Source organism: Streptomyces sp. NBC_00457 (genome assembly GCF_036014015.1).
GTDB lineage: Bacteria > Actinomycetota > Actinomycetes > Streptomycetales > Streptomycetaceae > Streptomyces.
In genome coordinates, this window is the sequence record NZ_CP107905.1 from 3,351,161 (window position 1) to 3,370,192 (window position 19,032).

The window sequence follows — 19,032 nt, forward strand, 5'->3', positions numbered from 1 at the left end:
CCGCACGATGCCGGAGAACCCCGGCCGCCGCCGTGATGTGGAGGTCCCCGACGGCTCCCTCAGTGCCCTGGCACATCCCGCTACCCGCCGCACGATGCGCCGCCGGCTCGTCACCCGCGTCGCCCTGCTCTGCGTAGTCTGGCCGGCCCTGCTCGCGGTCCAGATCGCCCAGGTGGTCGCCGACGAGGACCACGACAAGATCGGCGTCTTCGTCGTGGCCCTGATCCTCGAGGTGACCGTCCTCCCCTTCCACTTCTACGTGATCGTGGCCACGCGCCGCATGGCCCGCACGCTGGCCGCGCACCCCTGGCGTCCGGTCGACTGCGAGGTCCGTATGCGCGGCAGGCAGCAACTGATCCGGGTCGACGGACGTGTCCTGACGCCCAGCCCGTTCCGGGTGTACGTCGACTCGACCGCCACCAGACTGTGGATGGCGGGCGATCCGCACCCACGCCGCGTCGTCTCCGCCCCCGGCGGTGCCCGTCCGCTCGGCGTCGCCATGTCCACCGCGGACAATCGGAACCCCTGACAACGCCCACATGGAGCATGCCCGCCCCCCGCTCCCGGTCCTAGCCTGCGAGAAAGGACCAGAAAAGAAGAGAACGCCAAAGCGTCCGCACCACCCCGTCCGCACCACTCCAGGAGCCCCTCATGACCGCAATCCCGCAGGAGCGCCGCGTCGTCACCGCCATCCCCGGTCCGAAGTCACGGGAGCTGCAGGCCCGCCGTGTCGCCGCGGTCGCGCAGGGCGTCGGCTCCGTGCTGCCGGTGTTCACCGCGCGGGCGGGCGGCGGGATCATCGAGGACGTCGACGGGAACCGGCTGATCGACTTCGGGTCGGGCATCGCCGTGACGTCCGTCGGCGCGTCCGCCGAGGCCGTCGTACGCCGGGCGTCCGCGCAGCTCGCCGACTTCACCCACACCTGTTTCATGGTCACGCCGTACGAGGGGTACGTCGAGGTCGCGGAGGCGCTGGCGGAGCTGACGCCGGGCGACCACGACAAGAAGTCCGCGCTGTTCAACAGCGGCGCCGAGGCCGTCGAGAACGCCGTCAAGATCGCCCGTGCGTACACCAAGCGGCAGGCCGTCGTCGTCTTCGACCACGGCTACCACGGGCGTACGAACCTCACGATGGCGCTGACCGCCAAGAACATGCCGTACAAGCACGGCTTCGGGCCGTTCGCGCCCGAGGTGTACCGGGTGCCGGTGGCGTACGGCTACCGCTGGCCGACCGGGCCTGAGAACGCGGGCCCCGAGGCCGCCGCGCAGGCCATCGACCAGATGTCCAAGCAGGTCGGGGCCGAGAACATCGCCGCGATCATCATCGAGCCGGTGCTCGGCGAGGGCGGCTTCATCGAGCCGGCGAAGGGCTTCCTGCCGGCCGTGCGGAAGTTCGCCGCCGACCACGGGATCGTCTTCGTCGCCGACGAGATCCAGTCCGGCTTCTGCCGTACCGGCCAGTGGTTCGCCTGCGAGGACGAGGGCATCGTTCCGGACCTGATCACGACGGCGAAGGGCATCGCCGGCGGCCTCCCGCTCGCCGCGGTGACCGGCCGCGCCGAGATCATGGACGCCGCGCACGCCGGTGGCCTGGGCGGCACCTACGGCGGCAACCCGGTCGCCTGCGCCGGTGCGCTCGGCTCGATCGAGACCATGAAGGAGCTCGACCTCAACGCGAAGGCGAAGAACATCGAGGCGATCATGAAGGCCCGCCTCATCGCCATGTCCGAGAAGTTCGACATCGTCGGCGACGTCCGCGGCCGTGGCGCGATGATCGCCATCGAGCTGGTCAAGGACCGCACCACCAAGGAGCCGAACCCGGAGGCCACCGCCGCGCTCGCCAAGGCCTGCCACCAGGACGGGTTGCTGGTCCTGACCTGTGGCACTTACGGCAACGTGCTCCGCTTCCTGCCCCCGCTCGTCATCGGCGAGGACCTCCTGAACGAGGGCCTCGACATCATCGAGCAGGCCTTCGCCTCCATCTGAGCCGCCGCACACACCTCATGAACCCCACCGGCCCCAGCCCTGTCGTCCAGCGGGATTCCAGGGCAGGGACGGCGGCCGTCAGAGCGTGTGAAGAACGTGTGCGAGGTGGATGACGGGACGCGATTCCGCCTGTCGTACGCCCACCCCCTGCCGTAGGTTCTACCCAGATGAGAGATACACCCCGCTCACAGGGGACTGTGGGCGGCTACAGGCCGGGGCCTCCCCAGCTTCGACCTGGTCGTGCCCTCGCGCACACAACCGGAGCCTCTGGCTCTGGATCTCCTCACCGATCGGACAGTCGCCCGCCCCAAACCCCCCGGGGCGGCCGACCATCCGATCTGATCGGCCGCCCCGGAACCACCCCCCCCTGTTCCGGGGCGGCCGGCCTCCTTCCTCCTTCTCGGCCTTCCGGCCCTTCTCTTCGCGCTGATCACCTGGCAGGTCGTCGTCGACGGCCCGCTGCTGCGCCTCGACGCGCGCGTCAGCCGGGCCCTCGTCCACCCTGACCGGATCTCCGAACTCCTAGCTGACCTGGGCGGTGTCCCGGTCGCCGTGCCGGTTCTCGCGGTCGTCCTCGGGTACGCCGCCTGGCGTGCCCGCCGCAGTGGTACAGACCGCTGGTGGCTGCCGGCCACCGCGGCGGCCGTCCTGATGGCGCTCGTCCCGGCCCTGGTCGTCCCGCTGAAGGTACTGACGGACCGCCCCGGCACCCCGGCCGTGCCGCCCGCCACCGGCTACTACCCCTCCGGCCACACGGCCACGGCCGCCATCGCCTACGGCTGCGCCACCTTGCTCCTCCTTCCCTGGCTCCGCACGGCCCTGGCCCGCCGCGCCCTCGTCCTCCTCTGCGTCGCGCTCAACGCCGGCGTCGGCTTCGGCCTGGTCCGCCGCGGCTACCACTGGCCCCTCGACGTGGTGGCCAGCTGGTGCCTCGGTGCGGTGCTGCTGACGGCGTTCGTGCTGTGCGTGCGCCTGGGCGTCAGCCGAAGTAGCCGTCGAACGTCCGCTGGAACTCCCAGTTCGCATAGCGGTCCCAGTTGATCGACCACGTCATCAGGCCGCGCAGGGCGGGCCAGGTGCCGTGGGTGGCGTACGAGCCGCAGTTGCTCTTCTTCGTCAGGCAGTCGAGGGTTTTCACGACCTCGGCGGGAGCCACGTAGCCGTTGCCCGCGTTGACGGAGGCCGGCATGCCGATGGCGACCTGGTCGGGGCGCAGGGGTGGGAAGACGTTGCTCGCGTTGCCCGCGACCGGGAAGCCGGTGAGCAGCATGTCGGTCATGGCGATGTGGAAGTCGGCGCCGCCCATGGAGTGGTACTGGTTGTCGAGGCCCATGATCGGGCCCGAGTTGTAGTCCTGGACGTGGAGCAGGGTGAGGTCGTCGCGCAGGGCGTGGATCACCGGGAGGTAGGCGCCCGCTCTCGGGTCCTGTCCGCCCCACGGGCCCGTGCCGTAGTACTGGTAGCCGAGCTGGACGAAGAAGGTCTCCGGGGCCATCGTCAGCACGAAGTCGTCGCCGTACTTGGCCTTGAGGGTCTTCACGGCCGAGATCAGGTTCACGATCACCGGCGTCCTGGGGTTCTTGAAGTCCGTGTCGTCGGCGTTGAGGGAGAGCGAGTGGCCCTCGAAGTCGATGTCGAGGCCGTCGAGGCCGTACTCGTCGATGATCTTCGAGACGGAGGAGACGAAGGTGTCGCGGGCCGCGGTGGTCGTCAGCTGCACCTGGCCGTTCTGGCCGCCGATCGAGATCAGCACCTTCTTGCCGGCCGCCTGCTTGGCCTTGATCGCGGCCTTGAAGTCGGCGTCGCTCTCCACGTTCGGGCACTCGGCGACGGGGCAGCGGTTGAAGCGGATGTCGCCGGAGGTGACCGAGGTCGGCTCGCCGAAGGCCAGGTCGATGATGTCCCAGCTGTCGGGGACGTCGGCCAGGCGCGTGTAGCCGGAGCCGTTGGCGAAGCTGGCGTGGAGGTAGCCGACAAGGGCGTGCGGTGGGAGTTCCACGGGATTTCCGGTGCCCGCGGTCGTCGTCGCGGTCACCGTGGGCGTCTTCGCGGACTCGCCGGCGTCGTTGACCGCGGCGACCTGGAAGCCGTACGCCGTGGACGGCGCCAGTCCGGTCACGGTGGCCGAAGTGCCGGTCACCGTACGGACCTTGACCCCGTCGCGGTACAGGGCGTAGCCGGAGGCGCCGGTGACCGGGGACCAGGACAGCGCCACGCTGGTGGAGGTGACGGTGCCGACCTGCAGTCCCGTCGGCACGGCGGGCGGCTGGCCCGCGTCCACGCCCGGCCCGGTGAGCGATATGTCGTCGGCGTGGTAGGCGCCGGTGCCGTACCAGCCGTGCGTGTAGATCGTGACCTTGGTGGTGGCGGCGCCGGTGCGGAAGGTCGTGGTGAGCTTCTGCCAGTCGGGGGCGGACTGGGTCCATGCGGAGACGTCGGTGGTGCCGGTGCCGGTCGCGCCCAGATAGACGTAGGAGCCGCGGACGTAACCGGAGAGCGTGTACTGCGAGTCGGGCTTCACGGTCACCGTCTGCGCGCACCGGGCGTTGTCGCTGCCGGCCGGGGTGGCCTGGAGCGCGGAACCACCAGTGCGTACGGGCGAGTTGACCGTCGTACCGGAGGTGCAGGTCCACCCGTCGAGGGCGGATTCGAAACCTCCGTTACGGGCCAGGTCCGCGTCGGCCGCACGGGCGGCCGACGAGAGCGCGGTGATCCCGGGCACGGCCAGGACGGTGGCCGTGAGGGCGGCGACGAAGGGTCTGGTGCGATCCACAAGGGCCTCCGGGCATGGGGGAATTGGAGGGTGGAGCGCCGCACAATTTGGTCCAGACCAATCACCTTGTCAAGACTTCCAGCAACGATCTGACAGCCGGCACGGACAGCGCCCCGAAGGGGCGCGGGGAACTGCGCGACCAGCCACGAGACAGCCGCAGCCGACAGACAACCCCTCGCGGCACCCCTTTAGTCGCCGGCCAACCCAGCCGCAGCCTCATGCATAGCCAGTTCCAGCAGCCCCGCATCCGTGAGCGTGCCGGACCCGTCCGGTGGGACCAGCCACCGGACTCCCCCGGTGGCGCGTCCCGGATAAGGCACGACGATCCACGTCCCCGCCCCCGCCGTGCGGATCCCCGTGCCGAGCCAGCGCGCGGCCGTGCCCGGCGGCACGAAGAAGCCCATCCGCGCGTCACCGAAGTCGGCCAGCACGGGCCCGAGTTGGTCGATGATGCGGGTCAGCACGTCGAGGGTGGGGTAGCCGAGCGCACCCGGCAGGATCAGGACGTCCCAGGCTTTGCCGGCCGGAAGCAGCGCGACCCCAAGGGGGTTGCGCTCCCACTCCCAGCGGCACGCCTCGGGGTCCGGTGCGACGGACGCTAGCCACTCGACCGCCGTCTTCGCCCCTGTCATGAGAAGACCTCCTCGTCTCTCGTCGACGCAGAGCGCGTCACGAGGGAGACGGAGGTCTCCCGGCGGCATTACGCGGGTTCGCTCAACTCGTCGGAGTGAACTGAAGCAAAGGCCAGTGAACTGAAGCAGAGACCCGCGTCAGCATCACCGTCAGCTGTCGAAGCCGAGCCCCAGCCGGTCCATCGTCCTCAGCCACAGATTGCGCCGCCCACCGTGCGCGTCCGCGCGGGCCAGCGACCACTTCGTCAGCGCGATCCCGGTCCAGGCGAAGGGCTCCGGCGGAAACGGCAGCGGTTTCTTGCGCACCATCTCGAGCTCCGTACGTTCCGTGCGCTCCCCCGCGAGCAGGTCCAGCATCACGTCGGCGCCGAAGCGGGTGGCGCCGACGCCCAGGCCCGTGAACCCGGCCGCGTACGCCACCTTGCCCTGGTGCGCGGTGCCGAAGAACGCCGAGAAGCGCGAGCAGGTGTCGATCGCGCCGCCCCACGCGTGCGTGAAGCGCACGCCCTCCAGCTGCGGGAAGCAGGTGAAGAAGTGCCCGGCGAGCTTGGCGTACGTCTCCGGCCGGTCGTCGTACTCGGCGCGCACCCGGCCGCCGTACGGGTAGACCGCGTCGTAACCGCCCCACAGGACGCGGTTGTCGGCGGACAGCCGGAAGTAGTGGAACTGGTTCGCCGAGTCCCCGAGGCCCTGGCGGTTCTTCCAGCCGATGGAGGCGAGTTGATCGGCCGTCAGCGGCTCGGTCATCAGCGCGTAGTCGTAGACCGGGACGGTGTACGCCCGGACCCGCTTGACCAGGCTCGGGAAGATGTTGGTGCCGAGCGCGACGTGGCGGGCGCGGAGGGAGCCGTAGGGGGTGCGTACGGCCATACCGGCGCCGTACGGCTTCAAGGTGAGCGCGGGGGTGTGCTCGTAGACGCGGACACCGAGTTCGAGGCACGCGCGCTTGAGGCCCCAGGCGAGCTTGGCGGGGTGGAGCATGGCGACGCCCCGGCGGTCGAAGAGGCCCGCCTGGAAAGTCGGTGAGTCGACTTGTTCCCGTACTGATTCGGCGTCCAGGAACTCGACGCCGTCGGCCAGCCCCCGCTGCTCCATCTCCTCGTACCAGTCGCGCAGTTCCCACGCCTGGTACGTCTCGGTGGCGACGTCGATCTCGCCGGTCCGCTCGAAGTCGCAGTCGATGGAGTAGCGGGCGACCGCCGCCTCGATCGCGTCGAGGTTGCGGGCGCCCAGCCGCTCCAGCTTGTGGATCTCGTCCGGCCAGCGGGCGAGCCCGTTGGCCAGGCCGTGCGTGATCGAGGCGGCGCAGAAGCCGCCGTTGCGGCCCGAGGCGGCCCAGCCCACCTCGCGGCCCTCCACCAGCACCACGTCCCGCCCCGGGTCGCGCTCCTTGGCGATCAGTGCGGTCCACAGTCCGCTGTAGCCACCGCCGACGACCAGCAGATCGCAGGTCTCGGCGCCGGTGAGGGCGGGCTCGGGGTGGGGCTTTCCGGGGTCGTCCAGCCAGTACGAGACCGGCTGGGCTTCAGAGAGTGCCTTTGTCCAGTCACTGCCACGGCTCATGGCGCTCGGGGCCATGATGTCAACTCCCTACAGGGGATTACGAAGGCTTATGCCTTTTGCTTGTTACGGCGATTACTGATGACCATAGAAGCCAGGACGAGCAGTACGGCGACCAGGAACATGGCCGTACCGATGACATTGATCTGAACGGGTGTGCCGCGCTGCGCCGAGCCCCAGACGAACATGGGGAAGGTGACGGTCGAGCCCGCGTTGAAATTGGTGATGATGAAATCGTCGAAGGAGAGCGCGAAGGCGAGCAGCGCGCCCGCGGCGATTCCCGGGGCCGCGATCGGCAGGGTGACCCGGACGAAGGTCTGGAACGGGCCGGCGTACAGATCCTGCGCCGCCTGCTCCAGCTTCGGGTCCATCGACATCACGCGCGCCTTGACGGCCGTCACGACGAAGCTGAGGCAGAACATGATGTGGGCGATCAGGATCGTCCAGAATCCCAACTGTGCACCCATGTTGAGGAACAGGGTGAGCAGCGAGGCCGCCATGACGACCTCGGGCATCGCCATCGGCAGGAAGATCAGGGAGTTGACGGCACCCCGCGCGCGGAACCGGTAGCGGACCAGCGCGAAGGCGATCATCGTGCCGAGGAGCGTGGCGCCGAGCGTCGCCCAGAACGCGATCTGGAGGCTGAGCGACAGCGAGCCGCACATGTCGGCGACACCGCACGGGTCCTTCCAGGCGTCCGTGGAGAACTCCTGCCATTCGTAATTGAAGCGCCCCTTCGGGTTGTTGAAGGAGAACACCGTGACGACGACGTTCGGCAGCAGGAGATAGCCGAGGGTCAGCAGTCCCGCGATGACGACGAAATGGCGCTTGAGCCAGTTGACGAAGGCCATTTAAACCAGATCCTCCGTTCCGGACCTGCGAATGTAGAGGGTGACCATGATGAGGATCGCGGCCATCAGGATGAAGGAGAGGGCCGCGGCCGTCGGATAGTCGAGAATCCGCAGGAACTGGGTCTGGATGACATTGCCGACCATGCGGGTGTCGGTCGAGCCGAGCAGATCGGCGTTGACATAGTCACCGGCCGCCGGGATGAACGTCAGCAGCGTGCCGGAGACGACACCCGGCATCGACAGCGGGAAGGTGACCTTCCGGAAGGTCGTGATCGGCTTGGCGTACAGATCCCCCGCCGCCTCGTGCAGCCGTCCGTCGATGCGCTCCAGCGAGGAGTACAGCGGCAGGATCATGAACGGCAGGAAGTTGTACGTCAGACCGCACACGACCGCCAGCGGAGTCGCCAGCACGCGGTCGCCGGAGGTCCAGCCGAGCCAGCTGGTGACGTCCAGGACGTGCAGCGTGTTGAGGGCGCCGACGACCGGGCCGCCGTCCGCGAGGATCGTCTTCCAGGCGAGCGTACGGATCAGGAAGCTGGTGAAGAACGGCGCGATCACCAGGATCATGATCAGGTTCCGCCAGCGGCCCGCGCGGAACGCGATCAGGTACGCCAGCGGATAGCCGAGGACCAGACACAGGATCGTCGCCGCACCGGCGTACAGCACCGAGCGCAGGAACTGCGGCCAGTACTCGGACAGCGCGTCCCAGTACGTCGCGAAGTGCCAGGTGACCTTGTAGCCCTCCTCCAGGGAGCCCGTCTGCACGGACGTGGAGGCCTGGTAGATCATCGGCATCGCGAAGAAGACCAGCAGCCAGAGAATGCCGGGCAGCAGCAGCCAGTACGGCGTCCAGCGGCCCCGCTTGCGCGGCGGCTTCTTCGCCGGCGCGCCCGGCGCGAGAGGCGGTGGCGCCTCAGTGAGGGTCGCCATCAGACCGCCGCCTCTTCTTCGATCCCGGCGTCGATGTCCTGAGCGGCGTCGAGGCCGAAGGTGTGCGCCGGGCTCCAGTGCAGGACGACGTCGGCGCCGGGGACGAGCCGGGTGTCACGGTCGATGTTCTGGGCGTAGACCTCGAACTCGGGGCAGACCGGGCTGTCGATGACGTACTGCGTGGAGACCCCGATGAACGACGTGGCCGCGATCTTGCCGGTGATGCGGTTGCGGGCCTCGGGGATCTCGCCCGCGTCGTCCACGTGGGTGAGGGTGATCTTCTCCGGGCGGACGCCGACCAGCACCTTGCCGCCGGTCGTCGTGGGCGCGGAACAGCGCACCTCGGGCAGGACGAGCTTGCCGCCGCCGGCCCGGACGACGATCTCACCGCCGGTCTTGTTGTCGACCTCGGCCTCGATCAGGTTGGACGTCCCGAGGAAGTTGGCGACGAACGTGGTCTTGGGGTTCTCGTACAGGTCGGCGGGCGAGCCGAGCTGCTCCACTCGGCCCGCGTTCATCACGGCGACCCGGTCGGCCATCGTCATGGCCTCCTCCTGGTCGTGCGTGACGTGCACGAAGGTGATGCCGACCTCGGTCTGGATGCGCTTGAGCTCCAGCTGCATCTGACGGCGCAGCTTGAGGTCGAGGGCGCCGAGGGGCTCGTCGAGGAGGAGCACCTTGGGGGTGTTGATCAGCGCCCGGGCCACGGCCACACGCTGCTGCTGGCCGCCGGAGAGCTGATGCGGCTTCTTGCGTGCCTGCTCGCCGAGCTGCACCAGGTCGAGCATGTCCCCGACCTGCTTCTTCACCGACTTGATGCCGCGCCGGCGCAGGCCGAAGGCGACGTTCTCGAAGATGTCGAGGTGCGGGAAGAGGGCGTACGACTGGAAGACCGTGTTCACCGGCCGCTTGTACGGCGGCAGGTTGGTGACCTCCTGGTCGCCGAGGTGGACGCTGCCGCTCGTCGGCTCCTCGAGTCCCGCGATCATGCGCAGAGTCGTGGTCTTGCCGCAGCCGGAGGCGCCGAGCAGGGCGAAGAACGAGCCCTGCGGCACGGTCAGGTCGAGCGGGTGTACGGCGGTGAAGGAGCCGTAGGTCTTGCTGATCCCGGAGAGGCGGACGTCACCGCTGCTGTCGTTCGTCATCGTCGTCACGCCCCTGTCAGCTTCGCGAACTTCTCTTCATAGGCCGTCTCTTCCTTCGAGCTCAGCGAGCGGAAGGCATGGGACTTCGCGGCCATTTCCTTGTCCGGGATGATCAGCGGGTTGTCCGCCGCGTCCTCGTCGATCTCCGCGAGATAGGGCTTCACTCCGTCCACGGGACAGACGTAGTTGATGTAGGCGGCCAGTTCGGCGGCCGGCTCCGGCTCGTAGTAGTAGTCCATGAGCCGCTCGGCGTTCGTCTTGTGGCGTGCCTTGTTGGGGATCAGCATGTTGTCGGTCGACGTCATGTAGCCGCTGTCCGGGATGACGAAGTCGACGTCCGGGCTGTCCGCCTTGAGCTGTACGACGTCACCGGCCCACGCGATACAGGCCGCGAAGTCGCCGCTGGTGATGTCGGACGTGTAGTCGTTGCCGGTGAAGCGGCGGATCTGGCCCTTGTCGACGGCCTTCTGGAGCCGGGCGATCGCCGCGTCGTAGTCGTCGTCCGTGAACTTCGCCGGGTCCTTGCCCATGTCCAGCAGCGTCATGCCGACGCTGTCGCGCATCTCGGTGAGGAAGCCGATGCGGCCCTTGAGCTTGGGGTTGTCGAGCAGGTCGGAGACCGACTTCACCTCGATGCCGTCGAGCGCCTTCTTGTTGTACGCGATGACGGTCGAGATGCCCTGCCAGGGGTACGAGTAGGCGCGTCCGGGATCCCAGTCCGGGCTGCGGAACTGGCTGGACAGATTGGCGTACGCGTGGGGCAGGTTGGACGGGTCCAGTTTCTGGACCCACCCCAGGCGGATGAGGCGCCCGGCCAGCCAGTCGGTGAGGACGATGATGTCGCGGCCGGTGTCCTGGCCCGCGGCGAGCTGCGGCTTGATCTTGGCGAAGAACTCGTTGTTGTCGTTGATGTCCTCGGTGTATTTGACCTTGATGCCGGTCCGCTCGGTGAACGCGTCGAGGGTGGGGTGGCGCTTCTCGCTCTCGTCGATGTCGATGTACTCGGTCCAGTTGGAGAAGCTGATCTCCTTCTCCTTCGCCGAGTAGTCCTCCGCGGAGGTGCCGCCCTCCGACTTGCCCGCCGCGGGGATCCCGCAGGCGCTCAGCGCCCCGAGGCCGCCGACCGCGAGCGCGCCGCCCGCGGAGGCGCGCAGCAGCGAACGACGGGTGAGGGCGGCCCTGCCGCTCCGGAGGCTGCGCCGCATGGCGGCCAGCTGGACCGGAGTCAGCGGTTCGGGCTCGTACTGCTCCATGCGCTTGGTGCCCTTTCGGAGGATGGGCGGCCGCGGGTCGGGCGGCCTGTCTGCTAGCGGTCCCCGAAGATCGTGCGGTGCCAGTCCTTTCTGGGCACCGCCGTGTTGTCGAACATGACGTGTTTGATCTGGGTGTACTCCTCGAAGGAGTAGGTTGACATGTCCTTACCGAAGCCGGACGCCTTGTAGCCGCCGTGCGGCATCTCGCTGATGATCGGAATGTGGTCGTTGACCCACACGCACCCGGCCTTGATCTCGCGGGTCGCGCGGTTCGCCCGGTAGACGTCCCTGCTCCACGCGGAGGCGGCCAGGCCGTACGGGGTGTCGTTGGCGAGCCGGATGCCGTCGTCGTCGCTGTCGAAGGGAAGGACGACGAGGACCGGGCCGAAGATCTCGGACTGGACGATCTCGCTGCCCTGGGACGCGTCGGCGATCAGGGTGGGCCGGTAGAACGCGCCATTCTTCAGGTCGCCCTGTGGTGCCTCACCACCGGTGACCACGCGCGCGTAGGCACGCGCCCGGTCGACGAAACCGGCGACGCGGTCGCGCTGGACGTGCGAGATGAGAGGGCCGAGATCGGTGGTGCTCTGGAAGGGGTCGCCGAGGCGGACGGTGTCCATGAGGGCGGCGGTCCGCTCCACGAATACGTCATAGAGCGGCCGTTGCACGTACGCGCGCGTGGCGGCCGTGCAGTCCTGGCCGGTGTTGATGAGGGCGCCCGCGACGGCGCCGTTGACGGCCGCCTCGAGATCGGCGTCGTCGAAGACGACGAAGGGGGCCTTGCCGCCCAGCTCCAGGTGGATGCGCTTGACGGTGGCGGTGGCGATCTCGGCGACGCGCTTGCCGACGGCCGTGGAGCCGGTGAAGGAGGTCATGGCGACGTCGGGATGCCCGACGAGATGCTCGCCGGCTTCCTTGCCCGTCCCGGTCACGATGTTGATGACACCGTCCGGGATACCGGCCTCGGTGGCGGCCTCGGCGAAGAGGAGCGAGGTCAGCGGGGTGAGTTCGGCGGGCTTCAGGACGATGGTGTTGCCCGCGGCGATCGCCGGGAGGACCTTCCAGGCGGCCATCTGGAGGGGGTAGTTCCAGGGCGCGATGGAGCCGACGACGCCGATGGGTTCACGCCGGATGTACGACGTGTGGTCGCCGGAGTACTCCCCCGCCGACTGCCCCTGGAGGTGCCGGGCGGCCCCCGCGAAGAACGCGGTGTTGTCGATGGTGCCGGGGACGTCGAATTCACGCGTCAGCTTCAGCGGCTTGCCGCACTGCAGGGACTCGGCGCGGGCGAATTCGTCCGCCCGGTCGGCGAGCACGGCGGCGAAGCGGTGCATCGCGTCCGAACGCTCGCCGGGTGTGGTCGCGGCCCAGCCCAGGAATGCGGCGCGCGCGGCAGCGACAGCCGCGTCGACGTCGCCCGTGCCGGCCAGCTCGTACGTGTAGACGTCCTCGCCGGTCGCCGGGTCGACGACCGTGTGCGTACGACCTGAGGTGCCCTTCGTCAGCCGGCCCGCGATGAACTGCGCACCGGCCGCGAGGCGCTCCTGCGCGGGGAATCGGTCTGAGGTTCCCGGGTAGTGCATGTCGTCGCTCTCCTCCGCCGTCGCCCCTGGTGATCAGGGTGGGTGGCGTAGCTTCAGCTCGATTTGAGTGCCGATCCTGACAGAGCTATAGGCGTCCAACAAGTGATTCCGTTGTTGCCTTTTGGTTACGCGACGGAATCTGTCGACCAGGTGTCGAGTCGGCATGAGAAAGGGGGGACGGATTGTCAGTGGTGGCTGCCACACTCGCATGCATGGGGAAGATCGATTCTTGGGACGCCCTGGTCAGGGAGGTCCGCGCGGGGGCGAGAGTGAAGTATCTGCACTTCTGGGGGCACCGGGCGCGGGCGGACGGTCGGGTCGGGGCGAGCTGTCTGAGTCAGTGGTGGCCATCGCCCTTCGAAGTGGACGGCGTGACCTATGAGACCGCCGAGCACTGGATGATGGCCAGCAAGGCACGGCTGTTCGGGGACGCGGAGGCCGAGCGGCGGGTGCTGGCCGCAGGGCATCCCGCCGAGGCCAAGAAGGCCGGGCGGCTCGTGCGCGGTTTCGACGAGGCGATATGGGAGCGGGAGCGGTTCGCGATCGTGATCGAGGGCAGCGTCCACAAGTTCACCGCGCACGCCGAGCTCCGGGACTTTCTGCTGGGCACGGGCGATCGGGTGCTGGTGGAGGCGAGTCCGCTGGATCGGGTGTGGGGGATCGGGCTGACGGCGGACGACGAGGCCGCGATGGATCCGGAGCGGTGGCGGGGGATGAATCTGCTGGGGTTCGCGTTGATGGGGGCGCGGGAGAGGTTGGTGGCGGGTGGGTAGTGAGGCGGGAGTGGCGGGTGGGTGGTGACGCGAGGGTTCCGGCTGGGTGGGGAGGCCCGCCGGGGGGCGGGTCGGCGATGAGACACCGAGGGCGGCTGGGTCAGGGCGCGGGGTGACGGCTGAGCGGAGGGGGCACGGGTCGCGGCTCGGACGTTGCGCCCCGGGAGGGCTCGGCGGTGACACCGAGGTGGCGGCTGAGCTGTGAAGCTGGGGGTGGCTGCGCGGGATCGCGGCTCGCGCGTTGCGGCGCCCCGAGGGCGGCTCGACGGTGACACCGAGGCGGGCGGCTGAGCTGTGAAGCCGGGGCTAGCTGCGCGGGATCGCGGCTCGCGCGTTGCGGCGCCCCGAGGGCGGCTCGACGGTGACACCGAGGCGGGCGGCTGAGCTGTGAAGCCGGGGCTAGCTGCGCGGGATCGCGGCTCAGACGTTGCGGCGCCCCGAGGGCGGCTCGACGGTGACACCGAGGCGGGCGGCTGAGCTGTGAAGCCGGGGCTAGCTGCGCGGGATCGCGGCTCGCGCGTTGCGGCGCCCCGAGGGCGGCTCGACGGTGACACCGAGGCGGGCGGCTGAGCTGTGAAGCTGGGGGTGGCTGCGCGGGATCGCGGCTCGGACGTTGCGGCGCCCCGAGGGCGGCTCGACGGTGACACCGAGGGTGGATGAGCGGGGGCGTCCAAGGGCCGGTCGGCTGATCGAGTTGCCGTCAGAGCGCTATGAACAGCACGATCATGCCGATGCCCAGGGCGATGCCGACCGCGCCGCAGATGATGCCGGCCAGGGCGTGGCCGGCGTTCGTGGCCTCGCCCTTGCGGGCCTTGCCGCGGCCGAGTACGCCGAAGATCACGGCGAGGATGCCGAGGACGATGGCCAGCGGCCATAGGCAGAAGACGACGGCCGCGCAGATGCCGAGCACGAGGCTTGCCGTGCCCATCCCGTTGGCCGGCGCGGGATGCATACCGGGCCAGCCGTAGTGGCCTACACCGGGCGGGGTCGGATATCCGGGACCTGTGGGGTAGCCGGGGCTGGCGGGGTAGCCGGGGTCGGGCTGGTAGACCGCGTCGGTCGGGGTCGGGTAGCCCTGACCGGCCGGGTAGCCGTAACCCGCCGGGTAGCTGGGGCCTGCCGGGTAGCCGTATGCGACCTGGCCGGGGCCGTCGGGGGCTATGGGCGGCGGGGGGACGGGGTGGCCGTGGTCGTGCGGAGTGGTCGGGGCGGGCGGGGCGAAGGGGTTGGATGAGCCGTTGGCTGGGGGTGTGGGCGTTGGGGGTGCGAAAGGGTTCGCCCAGGGCTGGGGTGCCTGGGTCGGCTGAGGTTGGGCCTGCGTGGGGGCCGGCTCCACCGGGTTCGCCCACGCCTGGTCGGCGTCCGCCGTGGCAGGGGGTGTGCCCATCGACGGGACCGACGTCACTGTCGGCTGATCGTGGACGGAGGGGGCGGGGCCGGTGTCGTCCGCGGGCGGAGACCATGGGTTCGGCCCGGGACGGGCGTCGGCAGGGCTGCTCGCCGAGTCCGCGCGTCCCGCCATCGACTCCCCGCGTCCACGCCCACTCGCCGGGTCCGCGCGTCCCGCCAGCGACCCCCCACGACCACTCGACGGCTCCGCCTTCCCCAGGTCGACGGACTCCGCACCCCCGGCCAGCGGCACCTCCGCCGCGTCGGCCACTGCCGCGCCCGGCGCTGTGGCTGCGTCGGCGTCGCCTGGCGGCGTCGGCCAGACTGCTGCGGCGTTCTCACGCGCTTCCGGCGTCTGCGCGTCGTCGGACATGCGCGGGGCCCCCTCTGTCGTGCGTGCCGTCATGCTACGGCCCGTGCCACGACGGCAGGGGCCCGGCCTACGATGATCCCCGAGTCATCGATCAGCCGATCACCCGCGTCCCGCCGGACACCGGCCGGGGACGCCGTTCCCGGGGAGGAACCTTGACCCAGTACGTCGCCGCAGGCGCCCCGCGCGACCTGCACGCCTTCATCGCCGGACTGCCCAAGGCCGAACTGCATGTGCATCACGTCGGCTCCGCCTCCCCCCGGATCGTCTCCGAACTGGCCGCGCGCCACCCCGACTCCAAGGTGCCCACCGACCCCGAGGCCCTGGTCGACTACTTCACCTTCACGGACTTCGCCCATTTCATCGAGGTGTACCTGTCCGTCGTCGACCTGATCCGCACGCCGGAGGACGTACGTCTGCTGACGTACGAGGTGGCCCGTGACATGGCCCGGCAGCAGGTGCGCTACGCCGAGCTGACCATCACGCCGTACTCCTCGACCCGGCGCAACATCGACGAGGGCGCCTTCATGGACGCCATCGAGGACGCCCGCAAGGCCGCGGAGGCCGACTTCGGGACCGTACTGCGCTGGTGCTTCGACATCCCCGGCGAGGCGGGGCTCGAAGCCGCCGAGGAGACGACTCGGCTGGCCACCGACGACCGGCTGCGCCCCGAGGGGCTGGTGTCGTTCGGGCTCGGCGGGCCCGAAATCGGCGTGCCGAGGCCGCAGTTCAAGCCGTTCTTCGACCGCGCGCTGGCCGCCGGCCTCCGGTCGGTGCCGCACGCCGGTGAGACGACCGGCCCGGAGACGGTGTGGGACGCCATCACCGAGCTGCGTGCCGAGCGCATCGGGCACGGCACCAGTTCCGCCAAGGACGCGAAGCTGCTCGCGCACCTCGCCGAGCACCGCATCGCGCTGGAGGTGTGCCCGACCTCCAACATCGCCACCCGCGCGGTCCGCACCCTCGACGAGCACCCCATCAAGGAGTTCGTGCGGTCCGGCGTCCTGGTCACCATCAACTCCGACGACCCGCCGATGTTCGGCACCGACCTCAACAACGAGTACGCGGTCGCCGCCAAGCTCCTCGAACTCGATGAGCGCGGCCTCGCCGACCTCGCGAAGAACGCGGTCGAGGTGTCCTTCCTCGACGAGCCCGGCAAGACCCGGATCAAGGACGAGATCGACGCCTACACCTCGACCTGGCTCGCGCCATGACCTCCACCACAATGACGCCCATGCAGAACGTGACCGCCGTAGCCCACCGCGGCGACCCCTACCGGCTCCGCGAGAACACGCTCGGCTCGCTGCGTTCCGCGCTCAGACAGGGCGCGGACGCGGTCGAGATCGACGTACGGCTGACCCGGGACGGCGTGCCCGTGCTGCTGCACGACGACACGCTCAAGCGGCTGTGGGAGCACGACCGGCCGCTGAGCTCGCTGTCGGCGGCCGAGGTGCACGGGCTCACGGACGGCGGGGTGCCGACGCTGGCTCAGGCCCTCGCCGCCACCGACGGCCACCGGGTCATGCTCGACCTGCCCGGCGGGCCGAGTGCGAAGGCGGTCCGCCGGGTCGTGGGCGTCGTACGGGAGTCGGGGGCGGCCGACCGCGTGTACTACTGCGCCGACGCCGGCGCGATGCTCAACGTGCGCGCCGCCGACCCGGCCGCCGAGATCGCGCTGACCTGGACGACGCTGGCGCCCGCGCGGCCCGTCCTGCTGGACGCGGTGCGGCCCCGGTGGCTCAACTACCGCTTCCCTCTGGTCGACCGCGACCTCGCCGGCCGCCTCCACGCGGACGGCTATCTGATCTCCGTCTGGACGCCCGACACCCGCCGCTCCATGCGCCGGCTCGTCGACATCGGCGTCGACTCGATCACCACGAACCGCATCGACGCACTCTGCACCCTGCGCGGACCCCGGGGCACTACAGGCGCGAACGCTGAGCCACCGTCGCCGGGTCGGCGGGGGTCGCTCGCGTGACGTACTGGGGTACGGGAGCGGTGTCCTTGCCGTTGTCGCGGACCAGGCCGTAGCGGATGGCGCCCTGGTCGGGGCCGTTCTGGATGTCCTCGGTCACCTTGTCCCAGCTGGACGGGAAGACGGTCAGGCCGTACGAGGCGCCGCGCTCGTTGACGTTGAGGGTGACGGTTCCGTCGACGTAGAAGAACTCGTTCTGCCACATCTGCTGGGTGCCGTCCGGGAGGTCCGTGTAGCCGATGTCCGGGCCGCCCATGCCGGTGACGTAGCCGCGGTCGGAGCCGTCCCCGATGACGTCGTCCATACGACGGCCGCCACCGGAGGCGACGTGGAAGAGCTTGCCCTTCAGACCGGTCCAGGTCGGCATGGTCAGCCCACCGGGCCGGTCGTGCGGGGCGATCTGCCAGCGGACCAGGACGTAGCCCTGGCCGCTGAGCGTCACGTTCTCCCCGCGGTGCTGCATCACGGTCCTCGCGCCGCCGGTGCTGGTGATGCCGGACTCGGGGCGAAGCGGGAGGGCGGCGGGCCGGGTGTTCGGGTCCGGTGCCTGGTCGACGGCGTCCACGACGGTGCCGTACAGGTCGGGCTGCCGCGTCGGGGACGGTGAAGGTGACGCCGTGGGCGAGGCGGGCGCGGAAGGGGCCGGCGGGCGGGCCGTGCTCGCCGCGGTCGGGGCCGCCGCGCGCGGGGGCGGGTCGGCCGGGGGCTGGGTGACGACGTACGCACCACCCGCCACGATGCTCGCGCCGGCCGTCATCGCGACGGCGGGCTTGGTCAGCGCGCCCAGCACCTTCGCGGACCAGCCGATGGAGGTGGCGGCCACGGCCGTCTTGCCGCCGAAGGCCAGCGACAGGGTGAAGCCGACCGGGAGCGGCACGAGCGCGATCCCGACGAGCAGCCGCTCGGCCGGTACGACGGCCTGGCGGGCGTCGCCGCAGTAGCCGCAGCCGCGGATGTGCCGGGCCAGCCGCTTGCGCCAGACGGAGTCGGGGCCGCCGTTCCAGCGGGCCGTGACCTCGCGCAGTTCGGGGCAGGCGCCATCCAGGGCGCGCACGATGCCGCGCGCGTTCTCCACGCGTTCCTTCAGCCGCTGGACGCGAACGGCGGCATGCTGGCGGCTGATGCCGGCGGCCGAGGCCAGCTCACGCCGGGTGAGTTCACCGGCGACCTCCAGCCACCACAGCGACAGCAGCTGCCGGTCCTCGTCGTCGAGCCAGCGCACCGCCTCCGCGACCTCGCGGCGCTGGCCCTCCAACTGGAGCCGCAGCACGGTGAGTTCGGCGAAGTCGGTGGCCTCGTGCGCCGCGGACTCGTCCAGCCGGTCGGGCTGCTTGCGGCGTGCCCGGTCCCGGATCTGCCGCATGGCGATCGCCACCAGCCAGGACCGGAAGCTGTCCGGGTCGCGCAGCGAGCCGAGGTTGTCGACGGCCCGCAGCATCGTCTCTTGTACGACGTCGTCGACATCGGCATGACCGTTCAGGGCGCGGCCGACGATGTTGTAGACCAGCGGCAGCCAGCCCGCGACCAGCTCGTCCAGCGCCTGCCGGTCGCCGGCCTGCGCCGCCGCGATGGTGGATCGCCACTGCCGCCCTTCCACAATCGTCCTCTCCTGTGTCATTCCGTGTCCGTACGCACCTTGTCAGCCGTGACTGTGTGGCTCGCCATGAGGAAGATCACAGATACGGAGACGGGGTGAAGGCGGCCTCGATAACAGTTTTTCGGTGCCGGTGCCGGTCCCGTAGGGGCGATCCCCGGGAACTCCAGTGCCGAGGGCGGGAATTGCTCGGGGTTCCACCAGGGTGGGTGCCCTCC

16 protein-coding genes are annotated in these 19,032 nt (G+C 70.0%); 6 read left to right on the top strand and 10 right to left on the bottom strand.

Annotation, left to right across the window (positions count from 1 at the left end; all coding sequences use genetic code 11):
- Positions 1-7: 7 nt before the first annotated feature.
- From OG828_RS15090 to OG828_RS15100, 3 genes are all read left to right on the top strand, one after another.
- Positions 8-529: a hypothetical protein gene (locus OG828_RS15090; protein WP_328501424.1), complete on the top strand. Its 522-nt coding sequence runs from the start codon at positions 8-10 to the stop codon at positions 527-529.
- Positions 530-651: 122 nt separating this feature from the next.
- Entirely contained in the window at positions 652-1,986 is a 1,335-nt protein-coding gene (gene gabT, locus OG828_RS15095; protein ID WP_328501425.1) for a 4-aminobutyrate--2-oxoglutarate transaminase, read from the top strand.
- 426 nt (positions 1,987-2,412) lie between these two features.
- The gene (locus tag OG828_RS15100; protein ID WP_328504872.1) at positions 2,413-3,027 is read left to right on the top strand and encodes a phosphatase PAP2 family protein; all 615 of its coding nucleotides are present in this window, start codon (positions 2,413-2,415) and stop codon (positions 3,025-3,027) included.
- On the opposite strand, the gene OG828_RS15105 is transcribed toward OG828_RS15100, so the two are convergent.
- The 8 genes from OG828_RS15105 to OG828_RS15140 all read right to left on the bottom strand — a co-directional run bounded on the left by OG828_RS15105 (position 2,966) and on the right by OG828_RS15140 (position 12,713).
- A complete protein-coding gene (locus OG828_RS15105; protein WP_328501426.1) occupies positions 2,966-4,759 on the bottom strand; it encodes a chitinase in 1,794 nt (597 codons plus the stop codon). The genes OG828_RS15100 and OG828_RS15105 overlap by 62 nt on opposite strands.
- A 188-nt stretch (positions 4,760-4,947) precedes the next feature.
- Complete coding sequence (locus tag OG828_RS15110; RefSeq protein WP_328438271.1) at positions 4,948-5,391, bottom strand: hypothetical protein; 444 nt, start codon at positions 5,389-5,391, stop codon at positions 4,948-4,950.
- A gap of 150 nt (positions 5,392-5,541) precedes the next feature.
- Positions 5,542-6,969: an NAD(P)/FAD-dependent oxidoreductase gene (locus tag OG828_RS15115; protein ID WP_328501427.1), complete on the bottom strand. Its 1,428-nt coding sequence runs from the start codon at positions 6,967-6,969 to the stop codon at positions 5,542-5,544.
- Between the two features lie 32 nt (positions 6,970-7,001).
- Positions 7,002-7,802 carry an ABC transporter permease gene (locus tag OG828_RS15120; RefSeq protein ID WP_328438275.1) on the bottom strand — a complete coding sequence of 267 codons (801 nt, stop codon included), beginning with the start codon at positions 7,800-7,802 and terminating at the stop codon, positions 7,002-7,004.
- The gene (locus tag OG828_RS15125) at positions 7,803-8,732 is read right to left on the bottom strand and encodes an ABC transporter permease (protein WP_328501428.1); all 930 of its coding nucleotides are present in this window, start codon (positions 8,730-8,732) and stop codon (positions 7,803-7,805) included.
- Positions 8,732-9,886: an ABC transporter ATP-binding protein gene (locus OG828_RS15130; protein ID WP_328438277.1), complete on the bottom strand. Its 1,155-nt coding sequence runs from the start codon at positions 9,884-9,886 to the stop codon at positions 8,732-8,734. Before OG828_RS15130 ends, OG828_RS15125 begins: the two co-directional genes overlap by 1 nt.
- Positions 9,883-11,130 (bottom strand): polyamine ABC transporter substrate-binding protein, encoded by a 1,248-nt coding sequence (locus OG828_RS15135; protein ID WP_328501429.1) that lies wholly within the window; start codon positions 11,128-11,130, stop codon positions 9,883-9,885. The genes OG828_RS15130 and OG828_RS15135 overlap by 4 nt, the downstream gene beginning before the upstream one ends.
- A gap of 53 nt (positions 11,131-11,183) precedes the next feature.
- A complete protein-coding gene (locus OG828_RS15140) occupies positions 11,184-12,713 on the bottom strand; it encodes a gamma-aminobutyraldehyde dehydrogenase (RefSeq protein WP_328501430.1) in 1,530 nt (509 codons plus the stop codon).
- A 212-nt stretch (positions 12,714-12,925) separates the two neighbouring features.
- On the opposite strand from OG828_RS15140, the gene OG828_RS15145 reads away from it, so the two are divergent.
- On the top strand, positions 12,926-13,486 hold the full coding sequence (locus OG828_RS15145; RefSeq protein ID WP_328501431.1) for an NADAR family protein: 561 nt from the start codon (positions 12,926-12,928) through the stop codon (positions 13,484-13,486).
- 700 nt (positions 13,487-14,186) lie between these two features.
- Here OG828_RS15145 and OG828_RS15150 read toward each other — a convergent pair.
- Complete coding sequence (locus tag OG828_RS15150; protein WP_328501432.1) at positions 14,187-15,248, bottom strand: DUF4190 domain-containing protein; 1,062 nt, start codon at positions 15,246-15,248, stop codon at positions 14,187-14,189.
- A 23-nt stretch (positions 15,249-15,271) separates the two neighbouring features.
- Here OG828_RS15150 and OG828_RS15155 point away from each other — a divergent pair, with 23 nt between their 5' ends.
- Positions 15,272-16,459, top strand: coding sequence for an adenosine deaminase (locus OG828_RS15155; protein ID WP_443060137.1), 1,188 nt, complete (start codon positions 15,272-15,274; stop codon positions 16,457-16,459).
- Between the two features lie 20 nt (positions 16,460-16,479).
- Positions 16,480-17,223 carry a glycerophosphodiester phosphodiesterase gene (locus OG828_RS15160; protein WP_328501433.1) on the top strand — a complete coding sequence of 248 codons (744 nt, stop codon included), beginning with the start codon at positions 16,480-16,482 and terminating at the stop codon, positions 17,221-17,223.
- On the opposite strand, the gene OG828_RS15165 is transcribed toward OG828_RS15160, so the two are convergent.
- Positions 17,168-18,838, bottom strand: coding sequence for a sigma-70 family RNA polymerase sigma factor (locus tag OG828_RS15165; protein ID WP_328438289.1), 1,671 nt, complete (start codon positions 18,836-18,838; stop codon positions 17,168-17,170). The two genes, OG828_RS15160 and OG828_RS15165, sit on opposite strands and share 56 nt — an antisense overlap.
- Positions 18,839-19,032: the final 194 nt, after the last annotated feature.